Here is a 16,083-nt window from a genome sequence, read left to right on the forward strand (position 1 = left end):
GGGGAGCCATTATGGGCCGCTTTGACGGAGCAACGGTGCTGATCACAGGTGCCGCCGGCGGCCTCGGCCGGAGTGCTGCGAAAGGCTTTGCCACCGAGGGCGCGCGGCTGATGCTGTCGGACATCGACGAAAAGGCGCTCGCCGATCTCGCCGCAACCTTGCCCGCCGAGACGGTGTTCCTGGCCGGCAACGTAGCGGACGAAAAATTGTCCGAGGACCTGGTCCGGCTGGCGGTCGAAAGATTCGGCAGGCTGGATGTCGCCATCAACAATGCCGGCATCGTCCAGAGTTTCGTGCGCCTGCCGCAGGTTCCATCGGACGAGGCCCGCCGCGTGCTTGAGATCGACCTGCTTGGCGTCTTCTATGCCATGAAGCACCAGATCCCGCAGATGGAGCGACAGTTCAGGGCGACGGCCAAGGGCGGCGCCATCGTCAATATCGCCTCGGTTGCCGGACTGGTCGGCGCGCCGAAACTCTCGGTCTATGCGGCCGCCAAGCATGGCGTCGTCGGGCTGACCAAATCGGCGGCCGCCGAATATGCGACCAAGGGTGTGCGCATCAACGCCATCTGCCCGGCCCACACAAGGACGGCAATGGTGGACAGTTTCGTGCGCGCCTCTGGTGCCCCGGAGGCAGAGGCGTTGGCCGACCTGACACGCGGCGTGCCGATGAAACGCGTGGCGGAGGTCGACGAAATCATCGCCGCCATCCTGTTCGCCGCCGACCCGGCCAATTCCTTCATGACCGGCCATGCGCTGGCCATAGACGGCGGCGTCGGGGCGATCTGAGCCTACCGCTTGGGAACCTGCGGCGCCCTTGTCCGTTTCCGTACAGTGTATATAATTTAGCCAGATACCGCCAACCCCCGACACCACCGAAAGGCACCGGACTTGCCGCTGAGCGTCAAGAAACGCCGTGAGAAACAGAAGGCCGAGCTGCGTTCCGAACTGGTCGAAGCCGCGCATAAGCTCGTCCAGGAAGAAGGCTATGAGGGCCTGACCATCCGCAAGCTGGCCAAGCGGGTCGGCTACGCGCCGATGTCGGTCTATTCCTATTTCGCCGACAAGCAGGACATTCTGTTCGCGCTGGCCGAAGACGCCTTCGAAACGCTCGCCCGCCGCATCGAGGAGCATCCGTCCGACGATCCGATCGAGGCCTTGCAGGCGGTGATGACCGAATATGCCGCCTTCGGCCTCGGCAATCCCAATGAATACCGCACCGTTTTCATGACCGAAAAGACCAGGCTGCCGGAAGGTCGGAGTTTTCAAGAAATGCACGAGGCCAACCCGGCGATGAAGGTGCTGATCACGCGGGTCGAAGCCTGCGTCGCCGCCGGAAAACTGCAAGGCGATCCGCGCGCCATCGCCACCATGCTGTGGGCGGTCGGCCACGGCACGATCTCGCTTCTGATCACCTTTCCCTTCTATCCCTTCGGCGACCCGCAGGCTTTCGTGAAGCGCATGTGCGACTTGCAACTGGCCGCACTCAGCACCCAGAACGTGCCGCCATTGACCGACACACTGGTCAACTGCTGAACGACATCTCCTTCGTTTCCACGCTTCCTCGCCGCCCTTTCGGACCAAACCCAGGGCAAATTCTTGGTTAACAAAAATTTATCGTACGCATACGATCTTGACTTGAACTTCGCGATCGGCGGACGTATTTGTACGCGGCACCGTACATGTACGGAAGAAATTCACCCGTTGAGAACGGAGACCGACGATGAAAAAGACACTCCTCACCCTCGCCGCCGTGCTGGCACTTTCCGGTTCGGCCTTCGCCGCCAGCACCACCCAGCCGGTCAAGCACCTGCCGGCCGCGACCTGCGTCGACACCAAGACCAATGTGAAGCTGGATTGCGCCTCGACCGGCTCGGTCGAGAAGAAGGGCGCCGCGGAAAATACCGCTGAAGGCAAGGGCCCGCGCCTTGGCATCAGCATCAATCCCTGGATCCTGCCGAGCGCGTTCTAAGATCGACCGCATACCCGCCCGGGGTTTCCCCCGGGCATGGACGATACCCACAGCTAGCCCAGGGTCTGCGCCTGATATTGAGTTGGTGCGCGGCCAACCTTGGCCGCTGAAGCGGTGCTGAAGGGGTTAGCCGATTGATAGCCAACATCGGCAGCCGTCTGGCTGAGCGGCTTGTGACTATGCAGCAAGGCATCCTTGGCCAGCGTCATGCGCCACGCCAGCCGATATTCGACCGGTGCCGCCCCGACGATATCGGCGAACCGCCGCGCAAAGCGCGAGCGTGACATTCCGGCACTTCTGGCGAGTTCGGCGACCGTCCACGCTCTGCCGACATCCGCAGGGCAAGCGCCCTCGCCAGCTTCGGGTCCGCAAGGCCGCCAGGCAGTCCTGTGGCTGTGACGCGCGCCGCGCGCCATCCCGCCGCAGCGTTTCAATCAGCTCTATCAGCCTCGACAGCACCATGTCCCTGGCCGGCCGTGCCGCGTCTATCTCATCGACGATGATGCGCATCAGGCGGCGTTGGTCGACCTCGGAAGACGAATATCTGTCAACCATGAACCGGCTGAGGGGGCAGACCGCCTGGCGCGACGGCAATCCCGGCTATCGCTTTGCGCCAAGACTGCCAACCGCTGCGATGGCCCGATGTCAGCCGACCGAAATCGGCAGCCTGCTCGCCGAACTCTCGAAGGCGGCGTCGATAAGCTTCTGAATGTCGGCGGCGCGCCGGAAGGACGGGTCGCCATTCTGCCCGGCATCCAGCGCGTCGACAAAACGCCGCGCGTTGCGCTTGACATCCGGCACGGCCAGCTCTCGCCAGAGCTGAACATCGACATCCTCTCCCAGGCACGCCGACAGCCGCGCTGCCTTGCCATCGGTCTCGACCTTGAGCGCTCCTTTGGTGCCATGCAGCGCCAGCGACAGGTCATTGCCATGGCCGGTTGTGTAGCGGCTCGCCATGATCGTCGCCAGCGCGCCGGATGCCAGCCGTGCCGTCATCGCCACACTGTCATTGGCGTCCAGCATATAGTCGCCGATCCGGTCGCCTTCAGCCTTCGGAAACGTCACCAGGTCGGCGTGCAGGCTGATAATATCCTGGGCCGCGCCATAGGTGGCGAAGTCCAGTATGTGGATGCCGACATCGCCCAGAACCCCGGTCGAACCGTGCCGGGTCGACAGTCGCCACAGCCATTTGTCCTCGACGCGCCAGTCGCCCCAGGATTTGCTGACCAGCCAGCTCTGCTTGTAGCTCGCCTCGACATGGCGCAATTCGCCGATCGCGCCCGCCAACACCAGACGCCGTGCTTCCTGGATCGCCGGTGAATTGCGGTAGGTGAGATTGACCATGTTGACGAGGCCGGCGGCCTCGGCCGCTTCGGTCATGGCAAGCGCATCGGCATGGTTCGGCGCCAGCGGCTTTTCGCAAAAGACATGTTTTCCCGCGGCAAGCAGCGCCAGCGTCGTCGCCTTGTGCACACCGTCCGGAGTCGCGTTGATGGCGGCGTCGAAATCGCCCCAGGCGATCGCCGCTTCAAGGCGCTCGAAAGAAGCGCCGATCTCGTTGGCAGCGGCAAACGCCGCGGCGCGGCCAGGCAGTTGATCGACGCAGGCGACAATGCTGCAGCCAGGAACCTTTGCGAACTCTTCGATATGATGTCCGGCGATCCAGCCGGTGCCGAGCAAGAGCAGGCGATGCATCAGATCAGGTTCCCCATCAACTCAACCCCTTATCGCCATCGGCATGCAGGCGCAGGCCCTTCTGCACGATCTTCTCCTTGGCCTTGTCCGTCGGCACGTTCGGCGCATTGGTGATGCCGGACCATGCGGGTGCCGGATTGTGCGCCCAGTGCACGGCATTGCGCAGCACCTGCTGCACGCCCTCATTGTGATAGATCGGATAGGTCTCGTGGCCGGGTGAGAAATAGAAAATGCGGCCCGCGCCGCGCTGGTAGGTCAGCCCGGAACGGAACACCTCGCCGCCCTCGTACCAGGAGACGAACACCGTCTCCAGCGGCTCCGGCACCGCGAAGGGCTCGCCATACATTTCCGTCTCGCCGATCTCCAGGCATTCGCCGATGCCTTGCGCGATCGGGTGACCACGGTTGATCGCCCAGACACGCTCGCGCTCGCCCGCCTCGCGCCATTTCAGCGAACAGGGCGTGCCCATCAGCCGCTTGAAGATTTTCGAGTAATGGCCGGAATGCAGCACGATCAGCCCCATGCCTTCCCAGACCCGCTTCTGCACGCGCTCGACGATCTCGTCCTTGACCTCGCCATGCGCGGCATGGCCCCACCACAAAAGCACGTCGGTGGCGGCCAGGCGTTTCTCGCTCAGCCCGTGCTCCGGCTCCTGCAAGGTGGCGGTGGTTGCTTCGATGTCCTTGTCCTGGTTGAGCGCCGCGGCAATGGTGCCGTGCATGGTCAACGGATAGAGGTCGCGCACGGCGGCATTGGTCTGTTCATGGACGTTCTCGCCCCAGACAACAGCTTTTATTGGCATTTTTCCTCCTCCAAAGCGCTTTGAATATCCCAACTGGCGATACCTTGGAAAGATGCCTGTCGACCAAAATTGCTGAAAATCAGGGCTTGCGGGTTTTTCGGCCAGGAACGGTCTTGGCCTTGCCCGGCTTGGCGGGTGCGCCGGGGATCGCCGAACTGATGATGGACACCGGATCGCTGGCCGGGAACGTGTCCTCAAGGCCTTCCTCGAGTTCCTCTTCGGCGTCTGCCCCGCGATGCCGCTCATGTTCCAGCGAGCGAACAGCGTCGGTTTTGGCTTTCGGCTGCGGCGATTTCGGCGCGGACTTCGACGGCATCGGCACTTCTCCCTCGACCTGTCGCCGCACAACGAACGCAGGCGGCAGAACGTTCCGGGTCAGCCAGCGGCGTCGCGGGCTCCCTCGGACAGGAAAGTAAAGACATAGTCCGAGAACGAACGCCAGCACTCGACCCGGAAGGCGTCGTCCGACGTGCGCAACAGCACGATCTCGGCCTTGCCGAGGATGGTGCGCGAAGCCGCGCCCGCCGGGAAGGCGTCGAGCGACAGGTCTTGCGGGCAGCCCGAATTGATCGTGGTTTGGGCCGCCGGACCGGTGACGGAGATCGCGATGTTACGGTGTGAGATGCCGACAGCCGAATGAAGCGCGGCGACCGTCGCGCAGTCGGCGAGCGGATCGTTTCCGCCTTCGTCGATGACAAGCCACTCGTCGGGGCCGAGCCACAAAGCGGTGCGCCCGCCCTTCGACGCGGAAGTCTTCGGCTTCTTCGGCAAGGTCAGGCCAAGCGCCTTCGACAGCGCCGCGACCGAAGCCTCCGGCGCGCGCAGCGAGATGCGCTCGGCTGGCGGCAGGACTTCAACCTTCACGCCGGTCGCCGTCGTACTGCGTCCAGCCAACGCCGGACGGCGGTCGACCGAAGGCGATGCGGCCGCAGCCGTCTTCTTTGCAGCAGCCTTAGCCATTGAGGCGACCTCCCGTCTCGTCGAAGAACACCATGCCGGTAACCTCCACTTCGATCACCCCGTTCGGCATCGGCACGTAGAGCGTATCGCCCATCCGGTCGCGGCCGCCGGCAACCAGCGCCAGCGCGATCGAACGGCCGCAATTCTGCGACCAGTAGCTGGACGTCACGTGGCCGATCATCTTCATCGGGATTGCCTGCTTCGGATCCTCGACGATCTGCGCGCCTTCCTCCAGCACCACCTTCGGGTCCTTGGTCTTGAGGCCGACCAGTTGCTTGCGGCCCTTGGCGACCAGGTCTGGCCGCGCCATGCCGCGGATGCCGACGAAGTCGGTCTTCTTCTTGCCGACCGCCCAGTCGAGACCGGCATCGTTCGGCGTCACCGTGCCGTCCGTGTCCTGGCCGACGATGATGTAGCCCTTCTCGGCGCGCAGCACGTGCATGGACTCCGTGCCGTAGGCGGTGGCGCCGTGCTTCTGGCCTTCCGCCCACAGCGCTTCCCAGACGGCCTGGCCGTAATCGGCCGGCACATTGACCTCGAAGCCGCGCTCGCCGGTGAACGACATGCGGAAAAGCCTTGTCGGCACGCCGCAGATCTTGCCTTCGCGCACCGACATGTGCGGCAGCGCCTCATCGGACATGTCGATGCCTTCGACCAGCGGCGCGATGATGTCGCGCGATTTCGGCCCCTGCACCGCGATGACCGCCCACTGTTCGGTGATCGAGGTCAGCCAGACATTCAGATGCGGGAACTCGGTCTGGAGATAGTCTTCCATGTGGTTCATGACGCGCGGCGCACCGCCGGTCGTCGTCGTCACATGGAAACGGTCCGGCGCCAGCCGGCCGACGACGCCGTCATCGTAGATGAAGCCGTCCTCGCGCAGCATGATGCCGTAGCGGCAGCGGCCGGGCTCGAGCTTCTCCCACGGATTGGTGTAGAGCAGTTCCATGAACTTGGCCGCATCCGGCCCGACCACCTCGATCTTGCCGAGCGTCGAGGCGTCGAACAGGCCGGCGGTGGTGCGGACCGCGACGCATTCGCGATCGACCGCGGCATGCATGTCCTCGCCGGCTTTCGGGAAATACCAGGCACGCTTCCACTGGCCGACATCCTCGAAGACCGCGCCTTGCGCTTCGGCCCACGGATGCGTCGCCGTCTTGCGCGTCGGGTCGAACAGCGGCCCGCGCGCATGGCTGACGATCGCGCCGAAGGTGACCGGCGTATAGGGCGCGCGGAAGGTCGTCAGGCCGACCTCGGGGATCGGCTTGCCCAGCGTCTCCGCGGCGATCGCCAGGCCGTGCATGTTGGAGGTCTTGCCCTGGTCGGTCGCCATGCCGTTGGTGGTGAAGCGCTTGACGTGCTCGATGGAGCGCATGCCCTCATGCACCGCCTGGCGGATGTCCTTGGCGGTGACGTCGTTCTGGAAGTCGACGAAGGCCTTCACCGTCGTGTCCGGGCCGGCGCCGGGCGCGGCGCCCAGCATGCCGCGCGACCAGCTTTCCGAGGCGTCGACCTTCGGCTTGGCGCCCTTGGCGGTTTTCGCGCCGGCATCCTTGGCCGCCTTGGCCCCAGCCGCATAGGCCTCGTCCACCGTAGCCGACAAGCCGTCCGTGCCGTTGCAGGCACCGACGGAGACGCAATCCTGCGCATAGGTGCCGGGCACGAAGCGCTTGGTCTCGTCGTTGAAGGCGACCTTGCCGCGCGACTGCGAGAACAGATGCACCGACGGTGTCCAGCCGGCCGACATCAGGATCGCATCGACGGAAATGGTGCGCTCGCCGCCGCCATTCTTCGGCTGCACGGTCATCGAGGATACACGCAGCTTCCCGCCGGCGCGGATCACCGCGCGGCCGAAATTGATCTCGATGCCGAGCGCCCGCGCCTCGTCGATCACCGGACCGGTCGGGTTGTCGCGCAGATCGACGATCGCCGCGATGTTGACGCCGGCCTTTTTCAGATCGATCGCCGCGGCGTAAGCCGAGTCATTGGCCGTGTAGACGCCGACGTTCCTTCCGACCGCCACGCCATATTGGTTGAGGAAGGTGCGCGCCGCGCCCGCCAGCATGATGCCCGGCCGATCGTTGTTGGCGAAGACCATGTGACGTTCGATGGCGCCCGAGGCCAGCACGACGCGCTTGGCCCGCACCTGCCACAGCCGCTCGCGCGGCAAGTCGTGGCCGGGAGCCTTCAGGTGATCGCTGACGCGCTCGACCAGGCCGACGAAATTCTGTGCGTAATAGCCGAAAGCCGTCGTGCGCGGCAGCACGCGGACATTGTCCATCGCGCTCAGCCTGGCGACCGCCGCTTGCGCCCAGGCAAAACCGTCCTGGCCGTCGATCCTGGCACCCGTCTCGAAACGCAGGCTGCCGCCGAACTCGGCCTGCTCGTCGGCGAGGATGACGCGCACGCCGGTTTCCGCTGCCGCCAAGGCCGCCGCGAGCCCTGCCGCGCCGCCACCCAGCACCAGCACGTCGCAATGCGCGTAGCGCGACGAATAATGGTCGGGATCGGGTTTGTCGGGCGAAACGCCAAGGCCGGCGGCTTCACGGATCTTCGGCTCGTAAAGGCTCTTCCAGGCCGCCTTCGGCCACATGAAGGTCTTGTAGTAGAAGCCGGCCGAAAACATCGGCGATGCCAGGTCGTTGACCGCGCCGACGTCGAAGGACAGCGACGGCCAGCGGTTCTGCGAATTGGCGGCGAGCCCGTCATAGAGCTCCTGCACGGTGGCGCGCACATTCGGCGTCTTGCGCGCGTCGTCGCGTACGATCTGCACCAGCGCGTTCGGCTCTTCCGCGCCGGCCGACAGGAAGCCGCGCGGCCGGTGGTACTTGAAAGAGCGGCCGACCAGATGCACGCCATTGGCAAGCAATGCGGAGGCCAGCGTGTCGCCCTCGATGCCGGTATAGGACTGGCCGTCGAAGCTGAACCGCGCGGTCTTGGCCTGGCTGAGGCGACCGGCTCTCGGAATGCGGAACGCGCCGCTCATTTGGCAACTCCCGGCAGCTTGGCGGGTTTGGGTTCGCCGGCCTTGTAGGTCATGACGAACTTGTCGGTGACGGTGTCGCGCACCGCGTTGAAGAAGCGCGCGCAGCCATGCATGTGCCGCCAGCGCTCATAGATGATGCCCTTGGGGTTGGAGCGGATGAAGAAGAACTTCTCGAAATCGTCGTCGCTCTCGCCAGCAATGTTGGTCGAGCGGGCGATGTGCGCCTCGCCGGCGTTGCGGAATTCGAGTTCCGGGCGCTCTTCCTCGCAATAGGGGCAGCGGATGAGAAGCATTCTGTTTGTTCCTACAATTCGCCGTGGTCGACGCGGACGCCGGGGGGTTGGTCGCAAAGTTTCTGGCCCATCGTCACGAACGGCGCGACGAGCCGCAGCCGCTCCTCGACGTCAGCGGAATCGCGAAACAGGGCGCGGTTGGCCATGTTGCCGAGCGTCAGCTGTATCGGGTCGGTCGTGACGATGACGCCACGCGGCTTGAAATCCTCGTCTTCATCCAGATCCTTCGGCCGGCCTTCGAAGAACATCACAACTTTCTGGCCGCCGCCCCAGACACAAGTGAGCGTTCCCTCGTCGACCGAAAACGGCCATCCAGCCTCGTTGCCGGCGCGCGTGATCGGCTGCAGCCGCACCTCTTCGGCCGACGGCATGTGGAACATGCCTTGTTCCCCCGCCAGCATCAGCGGCATCGCGACAGCCATCTGCGCCATCATCAGTGCGCCACTGCCGCCGCCGCCGCCTCGTCGATCAGCCGGCCGGTGCGGAAGCGTTCGATGGTGAAGGGCGCATTGATGGGATGCGGATCGTCCCTGGCGATGGTGTGGGCAAAGACATGGCCCGAACCAGGCGTCGCCTTGAAGCCGCCGGTGCCCCAGCCGCAATTCACGTAGAGGCCGGGCACCGGCGTCTTGGCCAGGATCGGCGAGCGATCGGGCGTCACGTCGACGATGCCGCCCCACGAGCGCAGCATCTTCATGCGCGTGAAGATCGGGAACATCTCGCAGATGGCGTCCAGCGTATGCTGCAATATGTGCAGGCCGCCGGTCTGCGAATAGGAGACATACTGGTCGGTGCCGGCGCCGATCACCAGCTCGCCCTTGTCGGACTGCGAGATATAGGCGTGCACCGTGTTGGACATGACGACACACGGCACCACCGGCTTGACCGGCTCCGACACCAGCGCCTGCAGCGGATAGCTTTCCAGCGGCATGCGCACGCCGGCCATGTTCATGATGACCGAGGAATGACCGGCGGCAACGACACCGACCTTCTTGGCGCCGATGAAGCCGCGCGTCGTGTCGACGCCCATGACCGCGCCGTTGGCGGCGCGCTTGACGCCGGTGACCTCGCAATTCTGGATGATGTGGACGCCGCGCGCCGAAGCGCCGCGCGCATAGCCCCAGGCGACCGCGTCATGGCGCGCCGTGCCGCCGCGCCGCTGCAGCGCGGCACCGACGACCGGATAGCGCGCATCCCTCGAGATGTTGAGCGGCGGGCAGAACTCCTTCGCCTGCTCAGGCGACAGCCATTCATTGTCGATGCCGTTCAGCCGGTTGGCGTGGACATGGCGCTTCAGCACCTGGATGTCGTGCACATTGTGCGCCAGCATCATGACGCCGCGCGCCGAATACATGACGTTGTAGTTGAGCTCCTGGCTGAGCCCGTCCCACAGCTTCAGCGCATGGTCGTAGATGCCGGCGCTTTCGTCATAAAGATAGTTGGAGCGGATGATGGTGGTGTTGCGGCCGGTGTTGCCGCCGCCGAGCCAACCCTTTTCCAGCACCGCGACATTGGTGATGCCATGCACCGTGGCGAGATAGTAGGCGGTGGCCAGGCCATGGCCGCCGGCGCCGACGATGATGACGTCGTATTCCTTCTTGGGCTCAGGCGAGGACCATTGTTCCTCCCAACCCTTGTGGCCGCGCATGGCCTCGCGGGCGATGGCGAATACCGAATATTTTTTCAACGTCCCAGCCTCGCGCCAACAGATCTCGCGGATTGCAGCCGGGCTTTTGTTGGACCCGGCGCGCGAGGTGTATCACTAGCGAAACAGCGCTTCCACCCTTGCGCTGTTTGCGACGGCGCTTGCCGTTTTGCGCCATGACGAAAAAGACCCATGCGGGCTGGCTGCCGTGGCTGCGTTCAGCCACATTATCAGTCGCGCGATTCTGGAGGACGAATATGGGCAATGCTTGGTGGAATCTGACCTTGCGCTTCCTGCTTGAGCTTGCCGCCTTGCTCGGTCTCGGCATTGCCGGCTGGCACCTTTCCAACGGATGGTGGCGCTGGGTCCTCGCTTTGGCCTTGCCGATCATTGCGGCCCTGCTGTGGGGTACTTTCGCGGTGCTCAACGACCCAAGCCGGTCGGGCCGCGCACCTGTGCCGGTTCCGGGCACGGTGCGGCTGGCGCTCGAACTGGTCATCCTGTTCGGCGGCGCTGCCGGATTCTATGCCACGGGTCACACGACCGCGGGCATTGTCGTCGCCTTGCTCATAGCCATCAGCTATGCATTTTCGCTCGACCGGCTGGGCTGGCTGCTGAAGCAATAGTCACCAACCGGCCTGACGCGGCGCGTGTGGTGTCGCTGGCAAAACAGCGCTTCCACCCTTGCGCTGTTTCGCAACGGCGCTTGCCGTTTTGCGCCGTGACGGACAAGACTGGGGTCTATTGCACCCAAGGCAAGGCACGAGCCTACGCGGGAGAGGCCCGTTTTCTGGACAACGTGGAAGACCAAACGGCATAGGTCGGTGTCAGTTGGACGCGATAGCAAGCGGCCGCGATCTCCCTGACTTCGACGTCATGCGACGCTTCGGCCATCGCCAAGAACTGCTCGTCGACCACATAGCGTGGCCTGACGGCGACGGCTGCACCGAAGCGCCGTACGAGCGGATTGGGGTGATCTAGCAACCACCGCACTGTGTTGGTTGTCGCATTGAGGTGGTGCCCATGGGCCTTTGCCAGGATCGGGAATGCCGAGTCCGGGCAGAGCGCGGCGGCATTTTCCACTGCAAGCCGTAGCTGCCATCCTGCCGCAAGGCGGATGAACTGCGCAACCCTCCACCGGACGCCGAACACCTCATCGTCCAGCTTGAGCATCACGCGGCCGAGAATGGCTCCATCAGCCGGTGTCGTGCATCCCAGAAGCGCCTCGATTGCATCGAACCTGATCCGCACAATTTTGTTGTCGAGCAGATCGGCGATCTCCGCGACAACACAATTCATGTTGCAGCTTAACCGGGGGCTGATTTCGGCCACCAAAAAAGCGGCGGTTCCCTGCGTATAGAGATTGTCGGACGTAAGTAACGGCCGGAGATTTTCGAGCGGAAAGCCCTTGTTGAAGTGCGAAAGAAGGTCGTTCGCCAACTTGCCGTCGCCCTCGTAGCCGGGCTCCAGCAACTTGCTCATCATGTCTTGAGGGGTCATTGGGATGGGTGGCGCGTCCACCCGCAAAGTTGAATGACGGTTTCGTAGCTTGGTAGCCATCCAGCGTCAAGAAATCCTTGCGAACACCTTCGCAGGTATCGGGTGGCTCCGACCTGCTCCATCTGCGACCAAGCATCCCGATTGCCGGCCAGACCGGCGCGGAAAACAGGGATGCCCAAAATGCTCGCACTCGCCAACAAGATCGCCATCGTCACCGGCGCCAGTTCCGGCATCGGCCGCGCCACGGCAAAACTCTTCGCCGAGGAAGGGGCTAGGCTCGTCGTCGCCGCCCGGCGTCAGGCCGAGCTCGATATGCTTGTCGCCGAGATATCGGGCGTGGAGGGCACGGCCATCGCGCTTGCCGGCGACGTCAGGGACGAAGCCTATGCGAAAGCGCTTGTCGATCTGGCGGTCGAACGCTTCGGCGGCCTTGACATCGCTTTCAACAATGCCGGCGCCGTCGGCTTGATGGCGCCCCTGCCCGACATGATGCCGGCGACATGGCACGAGACGATGGACATCAATCTGACCAGCGCCTTTCTCGGCGCGAAGTATCAGATACCGACCATGCTGGAGCGCGGCGGCGGCGGCTCGCTGATCTTCACTTCGAGCTTTGTCGGCTACACTGCCGGCATGCCGGGCATGGCCGCCTACGCCGCCGCCAAGGCCGGCCTGATCGGCCTGACACAGGTTCTGGCCGCCGAATACGGGCCGAAAGGCCTGCGCGTCAACGCATTGCTGCCGGGCGGCACCGACACACCGGGCGCAACGACAACGACGCCCGAAGCACGCGCTTTCGTCGAAGGCATCCATGCGCTGAAGCGCATGGCGCAACCGGAGGAGATTGCCCGCTCGGCGCTTTATCTCGCCTCCGATGCCTCGAGCTTCACAACGGGAACCGCGCTGTTCGCCGATGGCGGGGTCTCGATCAACCGGACGTGAAGGTTTTTTGCGGCGAACAGGCCGGTTCGCCGCTTTGACGCAGGCAGCCGGTCTTGCTTTTTCCGCGCGATTTGGCGATTCCGTTTCTGTCGAAACGGGTCCCGAAACCATGATGCTGATCCGAACCTATGTGGCCGCGAGCGCGATCGAGGGCGTCGGCATGTTCGCCGCCGAGCCGATCCGGAAGGGCGCCTCGATCTGGCGGCTTAACCCAGATTTCGACCGGCTGATCCCGATGCACGAATACGAGGCCGCACCCCAGCCTCTGAAGGAACTGCTCGACCGCTATGCCTATCCGAGCCCGGATCGGCCGGGCTTCATGGTCTATGAGGTCGACAATGGCCGCTTCATGAACCATTCGGCGACGCCGAACACCGATTTTTCGCAATATGGCGGCGCGACAGCGACCCGCGACATTGCCGCCGGCGAAGAGATCACTTGCGACTACGGCGAATTCTTCGAGGATTTCGAACGGCTGCACCTGGCCACGGCGTAGTTGGCGCTCTATCTCGGGGCGACCGTGGCAATTTGGCTGTTGTCCTGCATTTCGACTGTGGACAGCGCGGCCTGATTCTGCTATCAGCCGCCACAATTCGTGGTGTCGACCGCCGCGGAGGCTAGTGGCTATGGCTACTTGCCTGTTGATATCAAACCCGAAAGACAGGATTGCCCGTGCAGGTACTCGTCCGCGACAATAACGTTGATCAGGCGCTTCGCGCGCTCAAGAAGAAGATGCAGCGCGAAGGCATTTTCCGCGAAATGAAGATGCGCGGTCACTACGAGAAGCCTTCCGAGAAGCGCGCCCGCGAAAAGGCAGAAGCCGTGCGCCGCGCCCGCAAGCTGGCCCGCAAGCGCGCCCAGCGCGAAGGCCTGCTGCCGATGACGCCGCGTCCGGTGGCTGCCGGTGGTGCTGCTGGCGCAGCGCGTCCGCCGCGCTGATTATTGCCAATATTTCGTCCTTTTCGAAGGATACCAGGGTGGCGCGATGCGGAATCGCCGCCACCTTTTTATTTTGATTGTGACCCGGCCCGGAGGGGGGATCCGGACCTGAACGACGCGGCATGAAGTGAGGACAGGGCAGACATGAACGCAATAAGCGTGGAGCGCGGCACCGCATTGCGTGGTTTCGCCCTGACGGCAGCCCTGCTTTCCGGATTGGTGCTGGCCGGCTGCCAGACATCGGGCCCGACCGGCGAGTTCAACAACATCGACAAGGCGCAGGGGTCGAGCGAGAACATCTCCTCGCTGTCGGCGGTCATCCAGCGCAATCCCCAGGATCCCGAAGGCTACAATGTGCGCGGCTCGGCCTATGGCCGCGGCGGCCAGTATCAGGCGGCGCTCAAGGACTTCAACCAGGCCATCCAGCTCAATCCGAATTTCTACCAGGCCTATTCCAACCGCGCGCTCATCCAGCGCTTCCTCGGCAATCAGGCGGCCGCGCTCGACGACTACAACAAGTCGATCCAGATCAACGGCAATTATGACGCCGCCTATATCGGCCGTGGCAATCTCTACCGCAAGGCGGGCCGCACCCAGGACGCCTTCAACGATTTCCAGAAGGCGATCCAGCTCGACACGACGGACGCCCGCGCCTACCACAATCGCGGCCTGATCTATCAAAGCCAGGGCCAGCACAAGTTCGCCATCGAGGATTTCTCGACCGCCATCTCGCTGGCGCCGGATGCGGCCGAGCCCTACAACGGCCGTGGCCTTTCCTATCTGGCGACGGGCGACGAGGACAACGCCTTCTCCGATTTCAACATGGCCATCAAGCTCGACGGCCAGAACGCCGAGGCCTGGGCCAACCAGGCGCTCATCTACGAGCGGCGCGGCGACAAGGCGAAGGCGGCGAAATCCTATAAGGAAGCCGTGCGCCTCAACCCCAATTACCAGCCGGCCAAGGACGGCCTCGCCCGCGTCAGCTGATATCGGCTTTAGCAGATCCGGCTAAGCATTATGGCGACGTCGGCGTGTCCGAAAGGACACGCGGCCCTGAAGATCGCCGCCGATCCGGCAACCGCGCGTTAACCCCCGCTCCAAGCTGTTAACCTTTGCCTTGTTCGCGCCAAGGTTTCAGCGGAACGGTCTGGTCACTCGAGCCGTTATTCCAAGCGATTTGCGAAAGGACCCTCCCATGATCAAGAAACTCGTCTGCGCCGCTGCCCTTGCAACGACCGTGTTCGCTGCCGCTCCGGCCAGCGCCGGAAAGCTGCAGCTCGGCACTCTCGACTGCACCATCGACGGCGGCACCGCCTATATCGTCGCCTCCAACAAGGGCGTGTCCTGCGTCTTCCGTCCCTACCACCACGGCCCGTCGGAGATTTACACCGGCGTCATCTCCAAGATCGGTGTCGATCTCGGCCAGACGCATCAGGGCCAGCTCGTCTGGGCGGTTCTTGCCGCGACCCGTGACCGCGACGCGGGCGACCTCGCCGGCAGCTATTATGGCGTCAATGCCGAGGCGAGCGTCGTCACCGGTGGCGGCGCCAACCTGCTGGTCGGCGGCTTCGACGGCGCCTTCATGCTGGAGCCGCTCAGCGTCCAGGCGCAGACCGGCGTCAATCTCGCCGTGGCCGTGACCTCGCTCGAGCTGATTCATTCGCTGAAGTGATCGAACGGAGCCACGCGCTCCTCTCTACCTTACGGCGCGGAACCATATAGGATGGTTCCGCGCCGTTTGATTTTGAGGGGAACGATATGCCGAAGACAGCCGCCGCCGCTGCCGTGATCACACTCGTGCTCGGCGCGACACAGACGCAGGCGCAGGACCGGGGCATCGAACTTGGTGCCCTTGAATGCGCCATTGGCGGAGGCACCGGCTTCATCTTCGGCTCGACCAAGGATCTGAGCTGCACCTTCACGCCGACCGACAAGAGCTTCGCGCCGGAGGCCTATTTCGGCGCCGTCAACAAATACGGCCTCGACATCGGCACGACAAAACAGTCGGTGATGCGCTGGCTGGTGCTGACGCCGCTGAAGAACATCTACGCGCCGGGTGCGCTGGCGGGCGACTATATCGGCGCCAGCGCCGAGGTGACGGCCGCCGTCGGCGCCGGCGCCAATCTCCTGGTCGGCGGCTCCTCGCAGGCCTTCACCCTCCAGCCGCTCAGCCTGCAAACGCAGACCGGTATCAATCTCGCCATCGGCGTCAGCCAGTTCCAGCTGCGCAGCATCGAGAACTGACCTTTTGAAAAAAACGCTTGAGCTCAACCGCGGTTGAGGTCCTACAAGCCCAGCCGACCGGACCGGCACGCCGATGGGCACGCTATCCGGCGCTGTTGCCACGCAT

General features: G+C 64.0%; 20 protein-coding genes. 10 read left to right on the forward strand and 10 right to left on the reverse strand.

Translation table 11 applies throughout. The features are described from left to right. The first annotated feature begins 11 nt into the window (after nucleotides 1-11). The 3 genes from FJ546_RS15680 to FJ546_RS15690 all read left to right on the forward strand — a co-directional run bounded on the left by FJ546_RS15680 (nucleotide 12) and on the right by FJ546_RS15690 (nucleotide 1,971). Nucleotides 12-788: an SDR family oxidoreductase gene (locus FJ546_RS15680; RefSeq protein ID WP_140890172.1), complete on the forward strand. Its 777-nt coding sequence runs from the start codon at nucleotides 12-14 to the stop codon at nucleotides 786-788. Between the two features lie 102 nt (nucleotides 789-890). Further along, on the forward strand, nucleotides 891-1,535 hold the full coding sequence (locus tag FJ546_RS15685; RefSeq protein ID WP_140890173.1) for a TetR/AcrR family transcriptional regulator: 645 nt from the start codon (nucleotides 891-893) through the stop codon (nucleotides 1,533-1,535). A gap of 187 nt (nucleotides 1,536-1,722) precedes the next feature. Next, nucleotides 1,723-1,971 (forward strand): DUF680 domain-containing protein, encoded by a 249-nt coding sequence (locus tag FJ546_RS15690; RefSeq protein ID WP_140890174.1) that lies wholly within the window; start codon nucleotides 1,723-1,725, stop codon nucleotides 1,969-1,971. A gap of 53 nt (nucleotides 1,972-2,024) precedes the next feature. On the opposite strand, the gene FJ546_RS31605 is transcribed toward FJ546_RS15690, so the two are convergent. The 9 genes from FJ546_RS31605 to FJ546_RS15740 all read right to left on the reverse strand — a co-directional run bounded on the left by FJ546_RS31605 (nucleotide 2,025) and on the right by FJ546_RS15740 (nucleotide 10,394). Continuing rightward, entirely contained in the window at nucleotides 2,025-2,258 is a 234-nt protein-coding gene (locus FJ546_RS31605; protein ID WP_246686856.1) for a helix-turn-helix domain-containing protein, read from the reverse strand. A gap of 358 nt (nucleotides 2,259-2,616) precedes the next feature. Continuing rightward, nucleotides 2,617-3,666: a Gfo/Idh/MocA family oxidoreductase gene (locus FJ546_RS15705; protein WP_140890176.1), complete on the reverse strand. Its 1,050-nt coding sequence runs from the start codon at nucleotides 3,664-3,666 to the stop codon at nucleotides 2,617-2,619. Nucleotides 3,667-3,682: 16 nt separating this feature from the next. After that, nucleotides 3,683-4,468, reverse strand: a complete 786-nt coding sequence (locus tag FJ546_RS15710) for a ThuA domain-containing protein (RefSeq protein ID WP_140890177.1) — start codon at nucleotides 4,466-4,468, stop codon at nucleotides 3,683-3,685. Between the two features lie 79 nt (nucleotides 4,469-4,547). Beyond that, a complete protein-coding gene (locus FJ546_RS15715) occupies nucleotides 4,548-4,784 on the reverse strand; it encodes a hypothetical protein (protein WP_140890178.1) in 237 nt (78 codons plus the stop codon). A gap of 59 nt (nucleotides 4,785-4,843) precedes the next feature. Further along, nucleotides 4,844-5,428: a sarcosine oxidase subunit gamma gene (locus tag FJ546_RS15720; RefSeq protein WP_140890179.1), complete on the reverse strand. Its 585-nt coding sequence runs from the start codon at nucleotides 5,426-5,428 to the stop codon at nucleotides 4,844-4,846. Then, nucleotides 5,421-8,414 (reverse strand): sarcosine oxidase subunit alpha, encoded by a 2,994-nt coding sequence (locus tag FJ546_RS15725; RefSeq protein WP_140890180.1) that lies wholly within the window; start codon nucleotides 8,412-8,414, stop codon nucleotides 5,421-5,423. The genes FJ546_RS15720 and FJ546_RS15725 overlap by 8 nt, the downstream gene beginning before the upstream one ends. Continuing rightward, nucleotides 8,411-8,707 carry a sarcosine oxidase subunit delta gene (locus FJ546_RS15730; RefSeq protein ID WP_140890181.1) on the reverse strand — a complete coding sequence of 99 codons (297 nt, stop codon included), beginning with the start codon at nucleotides 8,705-8,707 and terminating at the stop codon, nucleotides 8,411-8,413. The genes FJ546_RS15725 and FJ546_RS15730 overlap by 4 nt, the downstream gene beginning before the upstream one ends. An 11-nt stretch (nucleotides 8,708-8,718) precedes the next feature. Continuing rightward, on the reverse strand, nucleotides 8,719-9,141 hold the full coding sequence (locus FJ546_RS15735; protein ID WP_140890182.1) for a hypothetical protein: 423 nt from the start codon (nucleotides 9,139-9,141) through the stop codon (nucleotides 8,719-8,721). Next, nucleotides 9,141-10,394, reverse strand: a complete 1,254-nt coding sequence (locus tag FJ546_RS15740) for a sarcosine oxidase subunit beta (protein ID WP_032931625.1) — start codon at nucleotides 10,392-10,394, stop codon at nucleotides 9,141-9,143. Before FJ546_RS15740 ends, FJ546_RS15735 begins: the two co-directional genes overlap by 1 nt. A 215-nt stretch (nucleotides 10,395-10,609) precedes the next feature. Here FJ546_RS15740 and FJ546_RS15745 point away from each other — a divergent pair, with 215 nt between their 5' ends. Beyond that, nucleotides 10,610-10,978, forward strand: coding sequence for a YrdB family protein (locus FJ546_RS15745; protein WP_140890183.1), 369 nt, complete (start codon nucleotides 10,610-10,612; stop codon nucleotides 10,976-10,978). A gap of 142 nt (nucleotides 10,979-11,120) precedes the next feature. Here the strand turns inward: FJ546_RS15745 and FJ546_RS15750 are convergent, their stop codons facing one another. Continuing rightward, nucleotides 11,121-11,834: a hypothetical protein gene (locus FJ546_RS15750; protein ID WP_140890184.1), complete on the reverse strand. Its 714-nt coding sequence runs from the start codon at nucleotides 11,832-11,834 to the stop codon at nucleotides 11,121-11,123. Between the two features lie 198 nt (nucleotides 11,835-12,032). Here FJ546_RS15750 and FJ546_RS15755 point away from each other — a divergent pair, with 198 nt between their 5' ends. From FJ546_RS15755 to FJ546_RS15780, 6 genes are all read left to right on the forward strand, one after another. Then, on the forward strand, nucleotides 12,033-12,794 hold the full coding sequence (locus FJ546_RS15755; protein WP_140890334.1) for an SDR family oxidoreductase: 762 nt from the start codon (nucleotides 12,033-12,035) through the stop codon (nucleotides 12,792-12,794). A 109-nt stretch (nucleotides 12,795-12,903) separates the two neighbouring features. Next, a complete protein-coding gene (locus FJ546_RS15760) occupies nucleotides 12,904-13,290 on the forward strand; it encodes an SET domain-containing protein-lysine N-methyltransferase (protein WP_140890185.1) in 387 nt (128 codons plus the stop codon). Between the two features lie 176 nt (nucleotides 13,291-13,466). Then, nucleotides 13,467-13,733, forward strand: a complete 267-nt coding sequence (gene rpsU, locus FJ546_RS15765; RefSeq protein ID WP_010911429.1) for a 30S ribosomal protein S21 — start codon at nucleotides 13,467-13,469, stop codon at nucleotides 13,731-13,733. Nucleotides 13,734-13,877: 144 nt separating this feature from the next. Continuing rightward, entirely contained in the window at nucleotides 13,878-14,720 is an 843-nt protein-coding gene (locus tag FJ546_RS15770; protein ID WP_140890186.1) for a tetratricopeptide repeat protein, read from the forward strand. A gap of 208 nt (nucleotides 14,721-14,928) precedes the next feature. Next, on the forward strand, nucleotides 14,929-15,405 hold the full coding sequence (locus FJ546_RS15775) for a DUF992 domain-containing protein (protein WP_140890187.1): 477 nt from the start codon (nucleotides 14,929-14,931) through the stop codon (nucleotides 15,403-15,405). An 86-nt stretch (nucleotides 15,406-15,491) separates the two neighbouring features. After that, nucleotides 15,492-15,977 (forward strand): DUF992 domain-containing protein, encoded by a 486-nt coding sequence (locus tag FJ546_RS15780; protein WP_140890188.1) that lies wholly within the window; start codon nucleotides 15,492-15,494, stop codon nucleotides 15,975-15,977. The last annotated feature ends 106 nt before the right edge of the window (nucleotides 15,978-16,083 follow it).

This window comes from Mesorhizobium sp. B2-4-19 (genome assembly GCF_006441315.1).
In the GTDB taxonomy this organism is placed as follows: Bacteria; Pseudomonadota; Alphaproteobacteria; order Rhizobiales; family Rhizobiaceae; genus Mesorhizobium.

What these genes read in the sequence shown, in the direction of transcription:
- FJ546_RS31605 (WP_246686856.1), bottom strand. Translation starts at nt 2,258, where the DNA reads ATGTCACGCTCGCGCTTTGCGCGGCGGTTCGCCGATATCGTCGGGGCG.
- FJ546_RS15750 (WP_140890184.1), bottom strand. Translation starts at nt 11,834, where the DNA reads ATGAGCAAGTTGCTGGAGCCCGGCTACGAGGGCGACGGCAAGTTGGCG.
- FJ546_RS15710 (WP_140890177.1), bottom strand. Translation starts at nt 4,468, where the DNA reads ATGCCAATAAAAGCTGTTGTCTGGGGCGAGAACGTCCATGAACAGACC.
- FJ546_RS15755 (WP_140890334.1), top strand. Translation starts at nt 12,033, where the DNA reads ATGCTCGCACTCGCCAACAAGATCGCCATCGTCACCGGCGCCAGTTCC.
- FJ546_RS15690 (WP_140890174.1), top strand. Translation starts at nt 1,723, where the DNA reads ATGAAAAAGACACTCCTCACCCTCGCCGCCGTGCTGGCACTTTCCGGT.
- FJ546_RS15730 (WP_140890181.1), bottom strand. Translation starts at nt 8,707, where the DNA reads ATGCTTCTCATCCGCTGCCCCTATTGCGAGGAAGAGCGCCCGGAACTC.
- FJ546_RS15680 (WP_140890172.1), top strand. Translation starts at nt 12, where the DNA reads ATGGGCCGCTTTGACGGAGCAACGGTGCTGATCACAGGTGCCGCCGGC.
- FJ546_RS15745 (WP_140890183.1), top strand. Translation starts at nt 10,610, where the DNA reads ATGGGCAATGCTTGGTGGAATCTGACCTTGCGCTTCCTGCTTGAGCTT.
- FJ546_RS15760 (WP_140890185.1), top strand. Translation starts at nt 12,904, where the DNA reads ATGATGCTGATCCGAACCTATGTGGCCGCGAGCGCGATCGAGGGCGTC.
- FJ546_RS15725 (WP_140890180.1), bottom strand. Translation starts at nt 8,414, where the DNA reads ATGAGCGGCGCGTTCCGCATTCCGAGAGCCGGTCGCCTCAGCCAGGCC.
- FJ546_RS15720 (WP_140890179.1), bottom strand. Translation starts at nt 5,428, where the DNA reads ATGGCTAAGGCTGCTGCAAAGAAGACGGCTGCGGCCGCATCGCCTTCG.
- FJ546_RS15775 (WP_140890187.1), top strand. Translation starts at nt 14,929, where the DNA reads ATGATCAAGAAACTCGTCTGCGCCGCTGCCCTTGCAACGACCGTGTTC.
- FJ546_RS15780 (WP_140890188.1), top strand. Translation starts at nt 15,492, where the DNA reads ATGCCGAAGACAGCCGCCGCCGCTGCCGTGATCACACTCGTGCTCGGC.
- FJ546_RS15735 (WP_140890182.1), bottom strand. Translation starts at nt 9,141, where the DNA reads ATGATGGCGCAGATGGCTGTCGCGATGCCGCTGATGCTGGCGGGGGAA.
- FJ546_RS15770 (WP_140890186.1), top strand. Translation starts at nt 13,878, where the DNA reads ATGAACGCAATAAGCGTGGAGCGCGGCACCGCATTGCGTGGTTTCGCC.
- FJ546_RS15705 (WP_140890176.1), bottom strand. Translation starts at nt 3,666, where the DNA reads ATGCATCGCCTGCTCTTGCTCGGCACCGGCTGGATCGCCGGACATCAT.
- FJ546_RS15715 (WP_140890178.1), bottom strand. Translation starts at nt 4,784, where the DNA reads ATGCCGTCGAAGTCCGCGCCGAAATCGCCGCAGCCGAAAGCCAAAACC.